This is a genomic window from Streptomyces sp. NPDC052682 (genome assembly GCF_040678435.1).
Lineage (GTDB): Bacteria > Actinomycetota > Actinomycetes > Streptomycetales > Streptomycetaceae > Streptomyces.
Map to the genome: position 1 here is coordinate 436,590 of NZ_JBFATS010000003.1, position 15,772 is coordinate 452,361.

15 protein-coding genes and 1 pseudogene are annotated in these 15,772 nt (G+C 73.8%); 7 read left to right on the forward strand and 9 right to left on the reverse strand.

The features are described from left to right. The 3 genes from AB0K80_RS06840 to AB0K80_RS06850 all read right to left on the reverse strand — a co-directional run bounded on the left by AB0K80_RS06840 (position 1) and on the right by AB0K80_RS06850 (position 3,543). Positions 1-1,554, reverse strand: a complete 1,554-nt coding sequence (locus AB0K80_RS06840) for an ABC transporter substrate-binding protein (RefSeq protein ID WP_365666544.1) — start codon at positions 1,552-1,554, stop codon at positions 1-3. Between the two features lie 205 nt (positions 1,555-1,759). Beyond that, a complete protein-coding gene (locus AB0K80_RS06845) occupies positions 1,760-3,211 on the reverse strand; it encodes a metallophosphoesterase (RefSeq protein ID WP_365666629.1) in 1,452 nt (483 codons plus the stop codon). A 92-nt stretch (positions 3,212-3,303) separates the two neighbouring features. After that, positions 3,304-3,543: a hypothetical protein gene (locus tag AB0K80_RS06850; protein ID WP_365666546.1), complete on the reverse strand. Its 240-nt coding sequence runs from the start codon at positions 3,541-3,543 to the stop codon at positions 3,304-3,306. A gap of 91 nt (positions 3,544-3,634) precedes the next feature. On the opposite strand from AB0K80_RS06850, the gene AB0K80_RS06855 reads away from it, so the two are divergent. Further along, complete coding sequence (locus AB0K80_RS06855; RefSeq protein WP_365666547.1) at positions 3,635-4,933, forward strand: D-alanyl-D-alanine carboxypeptidase; 1,299 nt, start codon at positions 3,635-3,637, stop codon at positions 4,931-4,933. Here AB0K80_RS06855 and AB0K80_RS06860 read toward each other — a convergent pair. The 4 genes from AB0K80_RS06860 to AB0K80_RS06875 all read right to left on the reverse strand — a co-directional run bounded on the left by AB0K80_RS06860 (position 4,881) and on the right by AB0K80_RS06875 (position 8,522). Continuing rightward, positions 4,881-5,798, reverse strand: a complete 918-nt coding sequence (locus AB0K80_RS06860) for a YihY/virulence factor BrkB family protein (protein WP_365666549.1) — start codon at positions 5,796-5,798, stop codon at positions 4,881-4,883. The genes AB0K80_RS06855 and AB0K80_RS06860 overlap by 53 nt on opposite strands. Beyond that, positions 5,786-6,226, reverse strand: coding sequence for a GtrA family protein (locus AB0K80_RS06865; protein ID WP_365666632.1), 441 nt, complete (start codon positions 6,224-6,226; stop codon positions 5,786-5,788). Before AB0K80_RS06865 ends, AB0K80_RS06860 begins: the two co-directional genes overlap by 13 nt. A 749-nt stretch (positions 6,227-6,975) precedes the next feature. Next, positions 6,976-7,953: a decaprenyl-phosphate phosphoribosyltransferase gene (locus tag AB0K80_RS06870; protein WP_365666551.1), complete on the reverse strand. Its 978-nt coding sequence runs from the start codon at positions 7,951-7,953 to the stop codon at positions 6,976-6,978. Further along, positions 7,950-8,522 (reverse strand): phosphatase PAP2 family protein, encoded by a 573-nt coding sequence (locus AB0K80_RS06875; protein ID WP_365666552.1) that lies wholly within the window; start codon positions 8,520-8,522, stop codon positions 7,950-7,952. Before AB0K80_RS06875 ends, AB0K80_RS06870 begins: the two co-directional genes overlap by 4 nt. 133 nt (positions 8,523-8,655) lie before the next feature. On the opposite strand from AB0K80_RS06875, the gene AB0K80_RS06880 reads away from it, so the two are divergent. After that, on the forward strand, positions 8,656-10,011 hold the full coding sequence (locus AB0K80_RS06880) for an FAD-binding oxidoreductase (protein ID WP_365666554.1): 1,356 nt from the start codon (positions 8,656-8,658) through the stop codon (positions 10,009-10,011). Between the two features lie 19 nt (positions 10,012-10,030). After that, complete coding sequence (locus AB0K80_RS06885) at positions 10,031-10,786, forward strand: decaprenylphospho-beta-D-erythro-pentofuranosid-2-ulose 2-reductase (protein ID WP_365666567.1); 756 nt, start codon at positions 10,031-10,033, stop codon at positions 10,784-10,786. A gap of 9 nt (positions 10,787-10,795) precedes the next feature. Here the strand turns inward: AB0K80_RS06885 and AB0K80_RS06890 are convergent, their stop codons facing one another. After that, positions 10,796-11,374: a 2'-5' RNA ligase family protein gene (locus AB0K80_RS06890; protein ID WP_365666569.1), complete on the reverse strand. Its 579-nt coding sequence runs from the start codon at positions 11,372-11,374 to the stop codon at positions 10,796-10,798. Positions 11,375-11,540: 166 nt separating this feature from the next. Then, entirely contained in the window at positions 11,541-12,554 is a 1,014-nt protein-coding gene (gene trpS / locus AB0K80_RS06895; RefSeq protein WP_365666572.1) for a tryptophan--tRNA ligase, read from the reverse strand. A gap of 131 nt (positions 12,555-12,685) precedes the next feature. Between trpS and AB0K80_RS06900 the strand changes: the two genes are divergently transcribed. The 4 genes and pseudogenes from AB0K80_RS06900 to AB0K80_RS06915 all read left to right on the forward strand — a co-directional run. Beyond that, positions 12,686-13,255, forward strand: coding sequence for a sigma-70 family RNA polymerase sigma factor (locus tag AB0K80_RS06900; RefSeq protein ID WP_365666575.1), 570 nt, complete (start codon positions 12,686-12,688; stop codon positions 13,253-13,255). After that, entirely contained in the window at positions 13,248-14,153 is a 906-nt protein-coding gene (locus AB0K80_RS06905) for a hypothetical protein (RefSeq protein WP_365666578.1), read from the forward strand. The genes AB0K80_RS06900 and AB0K80_RS06905 overlap by 8 nt, the downstream gene beginning before the upstream one ends. Before the next feature lie 152 nt (positions 14,154-14,305). Continuing rightward, entirely contained in the window at positions 14,306-14,980 is a 675-nt protein-coding gene (locus AB0K80_RS06910; RefSeq protein ID WP_365666581.1) for a hypothetical protein, read from the forward strand. 132 nt (positions 14,981-15,112) lie between these two features. Then, positions 15,113-15,674, forward strand: a pseudogene (locus AB0K80_RS06915) (hypothetical protein); the annotation flags it as partial. Positions 15,675-15,772 lie beyond the last annotated feature (98 nt).

The window sequence follows — 15,772 nt, forward strand, 5'->3', positions numbered from 1 at the left end:
TCACAGGTTGGTCAGGCGCCAGAGGCGGAAGACGCCCGTGCCGTCCGACAGGTACTGCCCGCCGCCGACGTCCTCGCTGGTGACCACGTACTGCTTGGCCTGCCACAGCGGGATGACCGGCACGTCGTGCGCGAGGGTCTGCTGGAGGTCCCCGATGTCGTTGACGGCCTGGCTGCGGTCGGCGTAGCGCTGGCTGGACCGGATGAGCCGGTCCACGGTCTTGCTGCTGTAGCCGGTGTTCATGGTGCCGTGGGTGCCGACCAGGGGCCCGCCGAAGGTGTCCGGGTCGGGGAAGTCGGCGACCCAGCCCACGGCGTACGCGTCGAGCTTGCCGCTCGCCCACTGCTTCTGGAAGTCGGCCCACGGGTAGCCCTTGAGCGTGACCTGGAACAGGCCGCTCGCCTCCAGCTGCCGTTTGATCTCGGCGGCCTCCTGGGCCGCGGAGCCGCCCTTGCCGTAGCCGTAGGTGAAGCGGACCGGCAGGGACACCCCGGCCTCGGTGAGCAGCCGGCGCGCCTTGGCGGGGTCCACCTTGGGGTAGCTGTCGAAGAACGACGCGGTGTGGCCGGTGATCCCCGTCGGGACCAGCGAGTACAGCGGGTCGACGGTTCCGTCGTACACGGTGGCCGCGAGCTGGCCGCGGTCGATCAGCCAGGCCACGGCCTGCCGGACCCGCGGGTCGTGCAGCGGCTTGCCGGGGCGGGTGTTGAGGTACAGGTTGCGGGTCTCGGAGCTGTCGGCCTCGGAGACGCGCTGCCTGGGGTCGCTCGGGTTGAGGGCGGCGAGGACCTTGGGCGGCAGCTGGTCGGTGGCGACATCGACCTTCCTGGCCTGCCATGCCCGGTTCAGGGCGTCCGGGTCCGCGTAGTAACGCACCTCGACCGGCCCGCCCTTGTCCTGGACGGCGCCCTCGTAGTGGCTGTTGGGGGCGAGGACGGCCTTCTTGCCCTTGGTGAACGAGGTGAGGGTGTACGGGCCGCTGCCGTCGGCACCGTTGTCGGTGCGCAGCTTGTCCGCCGGGTACGTGGCGGGGTCGACGATGGATCCGGCTCCGGTGGCCACCTTGAACGGGAAGGTGGCGTCCGGTGAGGACAGCCGGAAGGTGACGGTCCGCCCGCTCGCGCTCACCGACGACAGGGTGTCCAGCAGGGAGGCCGGGCCGACCGGGGAGTCGATCTTCTTGACGCGGTCGAAGGAGTACTTCACGTCCTCGGCGGTCACGGCCTTGCCGCCCGCGAAGGTGAGGCCGTCGCGCAGTTCGCAGCGGTAGGTGCGCAGGTCGGTGCCGACGAAACCGCAGCTTCGGGCCGCGTCCGGGACGGGTGTGGTGCCGCCCGGCTCGAACGTCAGCAGCGACTGGTAGACGCTGCTGAACAGCGCCCAGGAGCCGGCGTCGTAGGCGCCTGCCGGGTCCAGCGAGGTGACGGAGTCCGTGGTGCCGACAATGATCGTTTTGACCTGGCCGTGCCGGGCCGGCATCAGCTGCCAGGCGCCCACGCCGGCGACCGCGAGAACCAGCAGTCCCACGAGTATCCGTATGCGGACCGATCGCATCGGCCTTGCCTCCCCAGGCCCTGTCCGGGCCACCGTGCACATGCCACTCCCTGGTGGCGCGGCTCACCTAATCACACGGGTCTGACCTGGGGGAAGAAGGATCTGGTGAGTTGGGAAAGAACTTACCCAACGGTGGGTTTCGGCCCGTTTTGCAGGGTGGCGTGCGCTAGCGGCGCGGTCCGTGCGCCGTGGCGGGGCGGGGTGGTCAGGCCTGGCGGGACGCCAGCTCGATGACCGTGATGTCCGAGGGTGCGCCCACGCGGGTGGGCGGGCCCCAGGCGCCCGCGCCCCGGCTGACGTACAGCTGCGTGTCGCCGTAGCGCTCCAGACCCGCCAGGGTCGGGTTGGCGGCGGCCGCGAGGAGGTTGCCGGGCCAGAGCTGGCCGCCGTGGGTGTGGCCGGAGAGCTGGAGGTCGACGCCGTGCTCGACGGCCTCGTGGATCTGGACCGGCTGGTGGGCGAGGAGCACGCACGCGCGTGCCCGGTCCCGGTCGCCGAGCGCCCGGGCGAAGTCGGGGCCCTGGCCCTCCTGTTCGCCTGCCACGTCGTTCACTCCGGCCAGGTCGAAGTGCGGCAGCTCCGTACGGGCGTTCTCCAGCGGGCGCAGGCCCAGGCGGCGGACCTCCTCGACCCACTGCTCGGCGCCGGAGAAGTACTCGTGGTTGCCGGTGACGAAGTAGGCGCCGTGCCGGGCCGACAGCTGCGCCAGCGGGGCCGCGGCCGGGCCGAGGTTCTTGACGCTGCCGTCCACCAGGTCGCCGACGACCGCTATGAGGTCGGGCTGGGTCGCGTTGATGGTGTCGACGACCTTCTGCGCGAAGCCCCGGCCGAGGACCGGGCCCAGATGGATGTCGCTGACCACGGCGATGCGGTAGCCGTGCGCACCGCGCGGCAGCTTGGCCAGCGGCACGGTGACCCGCTTGACCCGCGGGCCGCGCAGCACGCCGTACGTGCCGTAGCCGACGGTCCCGGCCGCGGCCGCCGCGGCGGCACCGGCGACGACCCGGGAGACGAAGAGACGGCGGGAGGGGCCGGTCGGAGCCGGCCCGGTGGTGGCGCCGGACGGGTCGGCGGCCGGCCCGGACGGCGGGGTGGCGCCGGGGGTCGGGGCCGGCTGCGGTGGGGCCGGGGCGGTACGCCCCTGCGGTTCGGCCGGGGCGGGCTCGGGGTGGGGCGCGGACCCGGCCTCCAGGGAGCCCTCGGTTGCCTCGGCGCCCCGCTCCCGCTCGGCCTCGCCCTGCGCGGCTCCCGGCCGCGGTCCGGCCGTCCTCACCGGGGCTCCCGCCGTGACCGGTTGCGGCTCGGGGCTGGGCCGGTGTGCGGCCGTGCCGGCCGCCCGCCGCTCCAGGAAGCGGCGCAGCAGGGGGCGTACGAGCTCGCCCGCCAGGACCGCCAGCACCAGGTAGAGCGACAGCGCGAGCCAGAGGAAGCCGGGCCAGGCCAGGGTCTGCTGGAGCCAGAACGGGGCGCCGCCCCGCTCGGCGACGAGGGCCCCGACCGTGAGCGCCCAGCCGCCGGCGATCAGCACGGCGCCGGCGCGGCGGATGCGGCCCGGGCCGCGGGTCGTGTCGCGGAACAGGCGACGCCACACGAACCAGTTGGCCGTCACCAGGACGGCCACGACCAGCAGTGCGACGAGCGCGAAGACGATGACCACGCGACGCATTCCCCTTCGGTTGCAGTGCTGGGTGAACGACCCGGAGATCCGTCCGGTTCCGGCGCTTGCTGTGCCCTGCGCGGCGGTGCGCGCTATGACGTGCGGCGCAGTGCGCGCAGACCGCGCAACCCGATGACCCCGATGACCGTCCCCCATACGAAGGAGACGACCGCGAGCAGCAGGTGGACCCAGAAGTACGCCGTCGGGTGACCGTCGTCGAACGCGAGCCCGCTGCCGTCCTTGATCAGGTTTTTGACGAAAGTGATCCAGATGACCCAGCTCCACACCCCGAAGGCGAGCAGGAACCAGGAGACGGGGCGGCTGAGCTTCATGCCTTCAGTATCGCGGCCGTCTGTCCGGTTCCGTTCCCGGGGTGGGGGCGGAAGCGGGACTTCCCCCCACGCGCCAGGTACCTTCTCGCTCGTGCCCGCACCCAAGAAGACCCACAGGCGATCCCTGCTGGTCACTTCCGCCGCCCTGTTGTCCACCGCGCTGACCGCGCCCACCGCCCTCGCGGCCCCGAAGCCGTCGGACAGCCCGTCGGCGAGCCCGTCCGTCACGCCCCCGGCGTCGATGTCGACGGTGGGCGGCGCCCGGCTCGGGCAGCCGGGGACCCAGGTCAACCTCGCGAGCGGCGTGCCGGTGCTGCCCAAGGACGTCACGGCGCGGTCCTGGATCGTCGCCGACGCCGAGTCCGGCCAGGTGCTCGCCGCGCACAACGCGCACTGGCGGCTGGCTCCGGCCAGCACGCTGAAGATGCTGTTCGCGGACACGCTGCTGCCGAAGTTCCCCAGCACGCTGAAGCACAAGGTCGCGCCCGCCGACCTGGCCGGCATCGGCGCCGGCTCGAGCATGGTCGGGATAAAGGAGGACGAGACGTACACCGTGCACGACCTGTGGCTCGGAGTCTTCCTGCGCTCGGGCAACGACGCGGTGCACGTGCTGTCGGCGATGAACGGCGGCCTCGAGCCCACCGTGCGGGAGATGAACGAGCACGCCGAGGAGCTGCAGGCCTTCGACACCCACGTCGTCACCCCCGACGGCTACGACGCCGAGGGGCAGGTGTCCTCCGCGTACGACCTGACGCTGATCGCCCGCTCGGGACTGCAGAAGAAGGACTTCCGCGCGTACTGCTCGACGGTCTCCGCCAAGTTCCCGGGCGAGACGAAGAAGGACAAGAAGGGCAAGACGGTCCGTAAGTCCTTCGAGATCCAGAACACCAACCGGCTGCTGGCCGGCGACTTGGACCTGCCCGTCTACCAGGGCATCGCGGGTGTGAAGAACGGCAACACCACCAACGCGGGCGCCACCTTCACGGGCGTCGCCGAACGCGGCGGCAAGGTGCTGCTCGTGACGGTGATGAACCCGGAGAAGCACGAGCACAACGAGGTCTACAAGGAGACCGCCCGGCTGTTCGACTGGGGCTTCAAGGCGGCCGGCAAGGTTCAGCCGGTGGGCGAACTGGTGCCGCCGAGGAGCGCGGTACGGGCCGGCGCCGAGCCGGGCGGGGAGCCCTCCGGTCAGGCGGGCGGCACCGGGGACGGCACGGCGGGCACGGGGGCCAAGCCGGTGGCCAGCGCCCCGGCCGCGCACGGTTCCAGCGGCGTCGGCGTCGCGCTCGGCATCGCCGGCGGGGTGCTGGTGCTGCTCGCGGGCGGCGCGTTCCTGGTCAACCGCCGCTGGCCGCTGCCGGATCTGGTGCGCCGCCGGACACGCCCGTGACGTCCGGGAGTTCGTCCTGCTTGCTCCGCGTCGCCGTCCAGGCGGCGCAGAACAGCACCAGCTTCGAGGTGAAGTTGATCCACAGCAGCAGCGCGACGGGCACGCCGAACGCGCCGTACATGCTCTTCGCGGCCACCTCCTGGAGGTAGCCGCTGAGCAGCAGCTTCAGCAGCTCGAAGCCGACCGCGCCGGTCAGCGCGGCCACCACCAGGCGGCGGCGCGGCGGTTCGACGCCGGGCAGCAGGGTCAGGACGTACAGCAGGAGCAGGAAGTCGGCGAGTACGGCGATCGCGAACGCGGCGACGTACAGCAGCAGCCCGCCCCAGCCGCCCTCCGGGATGCCGAGCTGCCGGGTGATCCGGCCGACCAGCGCGGAGGCGACGGTGGAGGCGGCGAGTGTCACCAGGACGGCGCCGCCGAGGCCGAGCAGGATGCCGAGGTCCTTGGCCTTGCGCAGGAAGGGGTTCTCCTCCTCGTCGGGCAGCTCCCACACCGCGCGCAGGCAGTCGCGGGTCAGCCCGGCCCAGCTGATGCCGGTGAAGAGCAGGGCGGCGCCCGCGATGAGGCCGACGGTGCCGGCGTTCTGCACCAGGCCGTCGATGTTCAGCTGCTCGGAGATGCCGGGCACCTGCTGGGCGAGCTTGTCCTCCAGCGTGTGCTGCTGCCCGGTGCTGAGCGCGGCGGCGGCGACCGCGGCGGCCACGCTCAGCAGCGGGAAGAGCGCGACGAAGCTCGTGAACGTCATCGCGGCGGCCAGCCGGGTCCACTTGACCCGGTCCAGCCGTTCGTACGACCGCCACGCGTGCGTGGTCATCAGCCGTGCCAGCCACGGCCCGACGACCGGGAGCCTTGTCAGCCAGTCCATGATCCGACTCTGCCCTCCTGGCGGAAGACCCATGTCCGGGTTCCCCAGAACCGCAGAATCGTCGCCAGCGCCATGCCGACGACCGCACCGGAGACGGTGTCGGCGCGCTGCGAGGTGAGGCCGAGACCGTAGTGGCTGACCGCGAGGCAGAGCAGCTGGACGGCGGCGCCGGCGAGGTTCACCGCGCAGAAGGCGGCGTAGGCCCGCGGGCCCCGCACGCGCGTGCCGCGGTACGTGCCGCACGCGTTGCCCACGTACGCCACCGTGCATCCCGCCACGAAGGACAGCACCTTGGCGGTGAGCGGCCCGAGGCCGGCGGGACCGCGCAGCCAGGTGAAGAGCGCGAGATCGACGCCGTAGGCCAGCAGCCCGGCAGCGGCGAATCCGAGCAGCTCGCGGCGGTCCGGCCGGCCACCGCCGGCCCGCAGGGGCGGAGATGCCGGTCCGCCGGGGCCCGCAGGGCTCGGCAGCCCTCCGGCGTCCGCGCACGCGCGCGCGCCGTCCCGGCCCCATGCGCCGGGCGACGAACGGCCTCGGGGCACCGCGACGGGGCCCGGCCGGGGCGTGGCCGGTGAGGCCGGCGGGTGGGTTCCCTTCGGCACCGGGTCGGCGGGGGCGGGGCCGGGGTGGCGGGTTGTGCCCGATGAGGCCGGCGGGCTGGTTCCGTTCGACGCCGGGTCGGCGGGGGCGGGGCCGGGGCGCCGGGTCGTGCCCCGTGAGGCCGGCGGGCTGGTTCCGTTCGACGCCGGGTCGACGGGGGCGGGGCGCCGGGCTGGCCGGGGCGTGCTCGGTGAGGCCGGCGGGTGGGCTCCCTTCGGCGCCAGGTCGGCGGGGGCGGGGCCGGGGCGTCCGGCGGGCCGGGGCGTGCCCGGCGAAACCACCGGGCCGGTTCCGTTCGACGCCGGGACAGTGGGGGCGGGGCGCCGGGCGGGCCGGGGCGGGGCCGGTGAGGTCGGCGGGCCGCTTCCCTTCGGCGTCGGGGCGACGGGGGCGGGGTCCGGGCGGCGGGCGGGGCGGTCGGCGGACCGGCCCGGGCGGTCAGGGGTGCGGTCAGGGTCCCCGGGCCTGTCCGGGGGCCTCCGTCGGCCGGGCCAGAGGTACCGGCCCAGGGCCCGGCCGCGGCCCGGCTCCGGACCGGCGCTCTGCCCGCCGTCCAGGCCCGCCCGCGGGAGTGCGCTCACCAGTCGGCCACCGCGAGGCCGTACATCGCCAGCCAGCCCAGACCGATCAGGGCGAGCGCGCGGTCGTGCAGGACGACGTCCTCGGGTTCGCCGGCCGTGCCGCGGTCGGCGAAGACGGCGTAGCGCAGGACCGCCAGGACGAAGGCGACCATGGACAGCTGCCGCCAGGGCAGCACGCTGGTGTGCGGGACACCGCCTTCCTCCAGGGCCCACAGGCAGTAGCCGAGGACGGCGACCCCGGCCGCGAGCTGCCAGACGAAGCGGAGGTAGCCGGTGGTGTACTCGGTGAGCAACGCGCGCGTGGCCCCTGCTTTTCCGGCCATCTGCACGGCCTCGGAGTAGCGCTTGGCCGCCACCATGAACAGCGCGCCGAAACCGGTGGTGATCAGGAACCAGCGCGACAGCGGGATGCCGAGCGCGAGCCCGCCCACCACCGCCCGCATCAGGAACCCGGTCGTGACGACGGCGAGGTCGACGACCAGGACGTGCTTGAGGCTGACGCAGTACGCCAGTTGCAGCGCCAGGTAGGCCACCAGCAGGGCGCAGACGGCCGGGGAGCAGCGCCAGGCGGCGATGGCCGGGGCGAGGACGGCGAGGCCGGCGCCGACGGCGTACGCGACGGGCACCGGGACCTGTCCGGCGGCGACGGGCCGGTGGCGTTTGACGGGGTGGGCGCGGTCGGCCTCGGCGTCGCGGGCGTCGTTGACGAGGTAGACGGCGGCGGCACAGGCCGTGAACAGGACGAAGACAAGCGGGAGTTGCAGCAGGGCGGGGCGGGAGAAGAGCTCGCCCGCGGCGGCGGGGGCGGCGATGACCAGGAGGTTCTTGACCCACTGCTTGGGGCGTGCGGTCCGCAGCAGACCGCCCAGGAGGGTGCCTTCACGGCGGGGTGGTGCCGGGGGGCGACGGGGCCCGCGCTGCTGCAGCAGCGCGGCGCTGCGCGCGGGTCCCGTCATCGGCGCGGCCTCGGTCATGCGCGCCCCTCCCCACCTGTGGTGCCCCCGCGCATCCAGCGCGCGCCCACGCCCGCCGTGAGCGCGCCGAGGGCCGCGCCCGCCGCCACGTCCGACGGGTAGTGGACCCCGGCGACCAGTCGGGACAGGCACACCGCGGCGGCCAGTGGCGGCACCGCGTACGCCCCCAGGGCGCCGAAGGCGACCGCGGCGGCCGCCGCGGAGGTGGCGTGCGAGCTCGGGAAGGAGTGCCGGCCGGCGGTGCGCACCAGGGGTGCGACATGCGGGGGGCGCGGGCGGCGCACGATCCGCTTCACGCCCATGCTGGCGAGGTGCGCGCCCGCGGTGAGCGCCGTGCCGCGCAGCCAGGCGCGGCGCCGGGTGCCGTCCACGGCGGCTCCGGTGAGGCCGGCCGCGAGCCACAGCGCCCCGTGCTCACCGGCCCAGGACAGGGCACGCGCGGCGGCGGCCACCCGCGGGTCGACACCGCGGGCGCGGAGCGCCGCGACGATCCGGTGGTCCCAGTCGTCCTTGTGGTCGAGGTGGTCCCGATGGTCGTGGTCCCGATGGTCGTGGTCCAGGTGGTCCATGGGCACTCACTGTTCACGCCGACCCGCCCAGAACTCCGGCAATATTGAGCGACATCCCATTAATCACCCATTTCGGGGAAGCTTGCCATGTTCTCGAACTGATTACTCGAATCAGGGCGATACGGTCACCGCCATGTCTGCCGACATCGTTTCCGTCACGGGGTGGGGCCGCACCGCCCCCACCACAGCCCGCCTGATCCGTCCGCGGACGTACGAGGAGGCCGCGGCCGCCGTCCGGGACTGCGGGGCGCGCGGCGGCATCCCCCGGGGCCTGGGACGGGCGTACGGCGACGCGGCACAGAACGCCGGCGGGGCCGTGCTCGACATGACGGCCCTGGACCGCGTCCACGCGATCGACGCGGACGGCGGGACCGCGCTGTGCGACGCGGGAGTCTCCCTGCACCGGCTGATGGAGGTGCTGCTGCCGCTCGGCTGGTTCGTGCCGGTGACGCCCGGCACACGGTACGTCACCGTCGGCGGGGCGATCGGGGCGGACATCCACGGCAAGAACCACCACGTCTCGGGCTCCTTCTCCCGGCACGTGCTCTCCTTCGAGCTGCTCACCGCCGACGGCACGATCCGCACGGTGCGCCCCGGCACGCCCCTGTTCGACGCCACGGCGGGCGGCATGGGCCTGACGGGCGTGATCCTCACGGCGACGGTCCGGCTGCTGCCGGTCGAGACCTCGCTCATGGCGGTCGACACCGAGCGCGCCGCGGACCTGGACGACCTGATGGCCCGCCTGACGGCCACCGACCACCGCTACCGCTACTCGGTCGCCTGGATCGACCTGCTGGCGCGCGGCGCGGCGACCGGCCGCGCGGTCCTCACCCGCGGCGACCACGCGCCGCTGGACGCCCTGCGCGAGGGCACGCGCGCGTGGCGCGACCCGCTGGCCTTCCGCACGCCCCGCTTCCCGGCCGCCCCCGCCTACGTGCCCGAGGGGCTGCTCACCCGGCGGACGGTGGCCCTGTTCAACGAGCTCTGGTACCGCAGGGCGCCCCGCGCGCGTACCGGCGAACTCCAGCGGATCCCGGCCTTCTTCCACCCCCTGGACGGCGTCCCCCACTGGAACCGGGTCTACGGCCGCGGCGGCTTCGTGCAGTACCAGTTCGTCGTCGGATACGGCCAGGAGGAGGCGCTGCGCCGGATCGTGCACCGCATCTCGCGGCGCCGCTGCCCGTCCTTCCTGGCGGTCCTCAAACGGTTCGGCGAGGCCGACCCGGGCTGGCTGTCGTTCCCCGTGCCCGGCTGGACGCTCGCGCTGGACATCCCGGCGAACCTGCCCGGCCTCGGCGCCTTCCTCGACGGACTCGACGAGGAGGTGGCCGCGGCGGGCGGACGGGTGTACCTGGCCAAGGACTCCCGGCTGCGGCCGGAGCTGCTCGCCGCCATGTACCCGCGCCTGGACGACTTCCGCGCCCTGCGCGCGGAGCTGGACCCGCGCGGGGTGTTCACCTCCGACCTGTCCCGCCGCCTCCGTCTCTGAGCACCCTCTAGGAGCTGTCGTGAAGGACGCCTTCGGCCTCCCCCAGTCCCTGCTCGTCCTCGGCGGTACGTCCGAGATCGCGCTGGCCACCGCACGCCGTCTGATCGCCCGCCGCACCCGCACGGTCTGGCTGGCGGGCCGCCCCTCCCCCGCCCTGGAGCAGGCCGCCGAGGACCTGCGCCACCTGGGCGCGGACGTGCACACCGTCGCCTTCGACGCGCTCGACCCCGGCTCCCACGAGAACGTGCTCGGCAAGGTCTTCGCCGAGGGCGACGTCGACCTGGTGCTGCTGGCCTTCGGCGTGCTCGGCGACCAGGCCCGCGACGAGCGGGACCCGCAGGCCGCAGTCCGCGTCGCGCAGACCAACTACACCGGCGCGGTCTCGGCGGGCCTGGTGTGCGCCCGGGCGCTGCAGTCGCAGGGTCACGGCTCGCTGGTCGTGCTGTCCTCGGTCGCGGGCGAGCGGGCCCGCCGCGCCAACTTCATCTACGGCTCCAGCAAGGCCGGCCTGGACGCCTTCGCCCAGGGCCTGGGCGACGCGCTGCACGGCACGGGCGTGCACGTCATGGTCGTACGCCCCGGGTTCGTCCGGACGAGGATGACCGCCGGTCTGGAGGAGACGCCGCTGGCGACGACGCCGGAGGCGGTCGCCGCGGCCGTCGAGCTGGGGCTGCGGCGGCGCTCGGAGACGGTGTGGGTGCCGGGCGCGCTGCGGGTGGTGATGTCGGCGCTGCGACACCTGCCGCGCGGGGTGTTCCGCCGGCTGCCGCTGTGAGGGACCGGGTCAGCCGGTGGTGAGCGAGCCGCGCTCCACGGGCCCGCCCTGCGGGGGCACCACGGCCGACCCGAAGGGGAACTCGCGCAGTTTGCGCCACACCCCGTCGGCGCCCTGCTCGTACAGGGCGAAGCCGGTGCACGGCCACTGGGCCTCGTAGTCGGCGAGTTCCTCGTACGCCCGGTCCATCGCGGCCTCGTCGATGCCGTGCGCGACGGTGACGTGCGGGTGGTAGGGGAACTGCAGCTCGCGCGCGACCGGGCCGGAGGCGTCGCGGACCTGCTTCTGGAGCCAGGTGCAGGCCTCGGCGCCCTCGACGACGCAGACGTACACCACAGGCGACAGCGGCCGGAAGGTGCCGGTGCCGGACAGCCGCATGGGGAACGGCCGGCCGGCCGTGGCGACCTCGGTCAGGTGCGCCTCGACGGCCGGCAGGTCGGCCTCGTCGATCTCGGTCGGCGGCAGCAGGGTGACGTGCGTGGGGATGCCGTGAGCCGCGGCGTCGCCGAAGCCCGCGCGCAGCTGCTGGAGCTGGCTGCCGTGAGGCTCCGGGACCGCGATCGAGACACCGATCGTTACGGTCCCCACGTCGTCTCCTGTCGTTGTGTAGGTGAAGCTCGTCTCGTTGCTGAGCGCGAGTGGCCGCCGGCGCGTCACCCGGTTATCGACTGTACGGCCACGACCGGGCCGCGGGCAGGCGCAAGCGGAGTGATGTGCAGCGCTCTCGGTGGTGCGCCTGGCGCGGCGGGCGGATTCAGTGCTTGGCGGGCAGGAATCCGACCTTGTCGTACGCCTGGGAGAGGGTCTCCGCGGCGACGGCACGCGCCTTCTCCGCGCCCTTGGCGAGGATCGAGTCGAGCGTCTCGGGGTCGTCGAGGTACTGCTGGGTGCGCTCCCGGAACGGTGTGACGAACGCGACCATCACCTCGGCGAGGTCCGTCTTGAGCGCGCCGTACATCTTGCCCTCGTACTCCCGCTCCAGCTCGGCGATCGACTTGCCGGTGAGCGTGGCGTAGATGGTGAGCAGGTTGGAGACGCCCGGCTTGTTCTCGACGTCGTAGCGGATGACGGTGTCGGTGTCCGTGACCGCGCTCTTGACCTTCTTGGCGGTGGTCTTCGGCTCGTCGAGCAGGTTGATCAGGCCCTTCGGGGTGGACGCCGACTTGCTCATCTTGATCGACGGGTCCTGAAGGTCGTAGATCTTCGCCGTCTCCTTGAGGATGTACGGCTTCGGCACGGTGAAGGTCGGGCCGAACCGGGCGTTGAAGCGCTCGGCGAGGTCGCGGGTCAGCTCGATGTGCTGGCGCTGGTCCTCGCCGACCGGCACCTCGTGCGCCTGGTAGAGCAGGATGTCCGCGACCTGGAGGATCGGGTACGTGAACAGGCCGACGGAGGCGCGGTCGGCGCCCTGCTTGGCGGACTTGTCCTTGAACTGGGTCATGCGGGAGGCCTCGCCGAAGCCGGTGAGGCAGTTCATGACCCAGGCCAGCTGGGCGTGCTCGGGAACGTGGCTCTGCACGAAGAGCGTGCACCGCTCCGGGTCGAGCCCGGCGGCCAGCAGCTGGGCGGCGGCCAGCCGGGTGTTGGCCCGCAGGTCCTTCGGGTCCTGCGCAACGGTGATCGCGTGCAGGTCGACGACCATGTAGAACGCGTCGTGGGTCTCCTGCAGGGCCACCCACTGGCGGACGGCGCCGAGGTAGTTGCCGAGGTGGAACGAGCCGGCGGTGGGCTGGATCCCGGAGAGCACGCGAGGGCGATCAGAGGACATGCCCACCATTCTCTCAGGTCGCGCGGCCCGGTCCGGAACTGGCCCGAAACAGGTGGGAACCGATCCGTGCCCTGCGGTGTAACAAGACTGTGAGGACGCGGGAGGGGGGCCGCATCGTCGATGAGGCCGCGGTGATCGCACGCGTACGCGCCGGAGAGCCGGAGGCGTACGCGGAGCTGGTGCGCGCCCATGCCGGCATCGCGCTGAGGGCGGCCACCGCGCTGGGGGCGGGTGCGGACGCGGAGGACGTGGTGCAGCAGGCCTTCGTCAAGGCGTACTGCGCGCTGGGCCGGTTCAGGGACGGCATGGCGTTCAAGCCGTGGCTGCTGGCGATCGTCGCCAACGAGGCGAGGAACACCGTGCGCGCGGCGGCGCGGCAGCGTTCGCTGGCCGGGCGTGAGGCGGCGTTCGTGGAAGCGGAACCGCTGATACCGGAGTCGGCGGACCCGGCTCTGGCGACGCTGCACACGGAGCGCCGGGCGGCGCTGCTGGCTGCTCTGGAGAAGCTCAGCGAGGAGCATCGCCTGGTCGTCACCCACCGCTATCTGCTGGAGATGGACGAACCGGAGACGGCCCAGGCCCTGGGCTGGCCCCGGGGGACGGTGAAGTCCCGGCTGAACCGCGCCCTGCGCAAGCTGGCCCGGTTGCTGCCGGACTTCCGTCCCGGGGAGCCTCGGAAGGGGGGTGAGGGGCGTGAGTGAGCCGTACGGCGGTGACGGCCCCGGCGGTGCGGGGCGGCGGCGCGCCGAGGCCGCCCGGTTGCGGGCGGAGCTGAGGGCGCTGGGGCGGTCGATGGGCGCGCCGGCCAGCGGGCCGGAGACCATGGTCGAGCGGGTGCTGGGGCAGATACTGGCCGAGCAGGTGCCGGTGCCGGTGGCCGAACAGCCGGGGGCCGGGGAGCGGCTGCGCGCGGTGCGGCGCTGGACGCGGGCACGGTGGCGGTCGCTGACGGCGGCGCTGTGCGGGCTGCTGACGGTGCTCGCGCTCACGCCCCCGGTGCGGGCCGCGGTGTCCGACTGGTTCGGCTTCGGCGGGGTCGAGGTGCGGTACGACCCGTCGGCGGTGCCGTCACCGGGTGCCCGGGTGCCCGGCTGCGGCGGTCGTCCGGTGTCCCTGGCACAGGCGGAACGGCGGGCCGGGTTCAGCCCCCTGGTTCCCGGGGTGCTGGGGCCTGCGGACGCGGTATCGGTCAGTGGTCTGCCGCGTGGGCGGGTGCTGGTCAGCCTGTGCTGGCGCGAGCGGGGGCACACCCTCCGGCTCGACGAGTTCCGCGCGCGCCTGGACGTCAGCTTCATCAAGACGGTGCGTGAACAGCCCGAGCTGCTGCCGCCGATCGAAGGCAGCCCGGCCGACCGCGTCCCGGATCCGGCTCTGTGGTTCCCCCGGGCGCACATGCTGAGTTTTCCGCTGGTGGGACCGGACGGCGAGCGCTCCACCTGGCGTACGCGCTCGGCCGGGCCGACCCTGCTGTGGACCTCGCCGGCAGGTGACGGGGTCGTCACGCTCCGCCTGGAGGGCGTGTCGTCCAAGGAGCGCGCGGTGGAGATCGCGACCTCGTTGGAGAAGCCGGACAGCGGGTCGTCCGGTGGACCCCGATAACAGGCCGCGCGAAGTGGGAACCCCGACGGGCCGGGCGGTGTACCAGAAGTGACAGGCAGCCCGAGTACGGGCCGCGCGGACCAGTCGCTTCGGGGGTTCGGATGCAGCGGTGGAGGAAGAGGGCACGTGAACTGACCGCGTGGACGAGTGCGTTGGCGGCGAGCGTGATCCTGGTCGGGTGGGCCGCGTCGCCCGCCTCGGCCGGGGGGCCGACGAGTGTGCTCGTGGTCTCGCCCGCGAGCGAGGAGACGGCGTCGCTGTACAACGGCGACGAGCAGTACACGCAACTCGAACGGCTGCTGGGCCCGCTCGGAGGGACCGCAGGCACCCGCACCAAGCCGCCGGAAGCAGTCCTGGAGGCGTCCCGGCACATCAACGTCACCTGGATGGTCCACGACGTGACGCCCTGGCGGGTCGACCAGGTGTACGTGGGCAGCGGCAGCGGTGGCCCTGTCTGGATCCACACCACCACCGAGCCGACCCGGTCGTTCGACGGCCCGTGGCACCGCGCGCGGCATCCCGCGCCGCTGCGGCAGTTGCTGAGGGAGTTGGGCGTGATGGGCGAGACCTCCCCCGAGGGGTCCTCCGGCGTCGCCCCGGTCCCGGCGGCAAGGGACCTCGACCCGAGCGCGACGACGGAACCGGCGGCCGCGGCGAGCAGCACCCGGGCGGCAAGGACCAACGACAGCACGGACTGGTGGTGGGCGCTGCCAGGCGCTGCGGCAGGAGCGGTGATGGCGCTGGCGCTGCGGCCCTTCGCCCCGCGGATACGGCCGCACCGCTTACGACGGAAGGCCGGGCCGAGGCAGGAACTGCTGGATCTGTGAGGCCCGGCGTGTGATCGGGAGCCGTGATGTCGAAGGGGGAATCGGATGACGTCCGACCGTGAGGGCGTGCGGCTGCCGCTGGGGGCGGGCACGTGGGCTCGGCTCGCGGTGGTGGTGCCGGCGGTGGCGGCACTGCTCGCCGTGCCGGTGGGCGGTGCGGCCGCGCAGTCGCGGGGCCGGGACGCCCCCGACCTGGCGCTGGTGGTCGGCAGCACGGGGAAGACGGCGGCTGTGCACTCCGGCGAGCCGCGGGTTCACCCGCCTGTGGCAGTTGCTGGAGCCGTCGTACACCGGGACGGAGCGGGTGCCGGAGTCGTGGTCGCGAGGCGGGCATCCGCCCGTCCGGGTCACGGTGGTGTGGGCTCTGACCGGCGTCGGGGGCTGGCCCGACACCAACCGGCCGCCGGGCCGCGATGTGGCCCTGCGGCGGCAGGACCAGTTGTTCGTCGCCGAGGACGGCACACCGTGGGTGCGGTCGGATCCGTCACCTGACGTGGAGGACGATGACATTCGCTGGCATCGGGCACCGCGCTCGCTCTACGCCCGGATGGAGCGGGCGGGGCTGCTCGGGGAGCCGGTGGAGCGGGGCTCCGCCGCCGAGCGCGCGGAGACCGGAGGCACGGACCGTCTCCGGTGGGCGGCGGCGGGCCTGGCCGCCGGGGTCGGCGGCACACTGCTGATACGCCGCGCGGCGGGCCCGGCCGGCGGCGGGGCGCCCCGGCCCGCGGGCATCGCGCGGGGGGGGTGGTCGCGGGGGGGGGGGCCGGGCGGCGGGGCAGGGGCGGGAGCGGG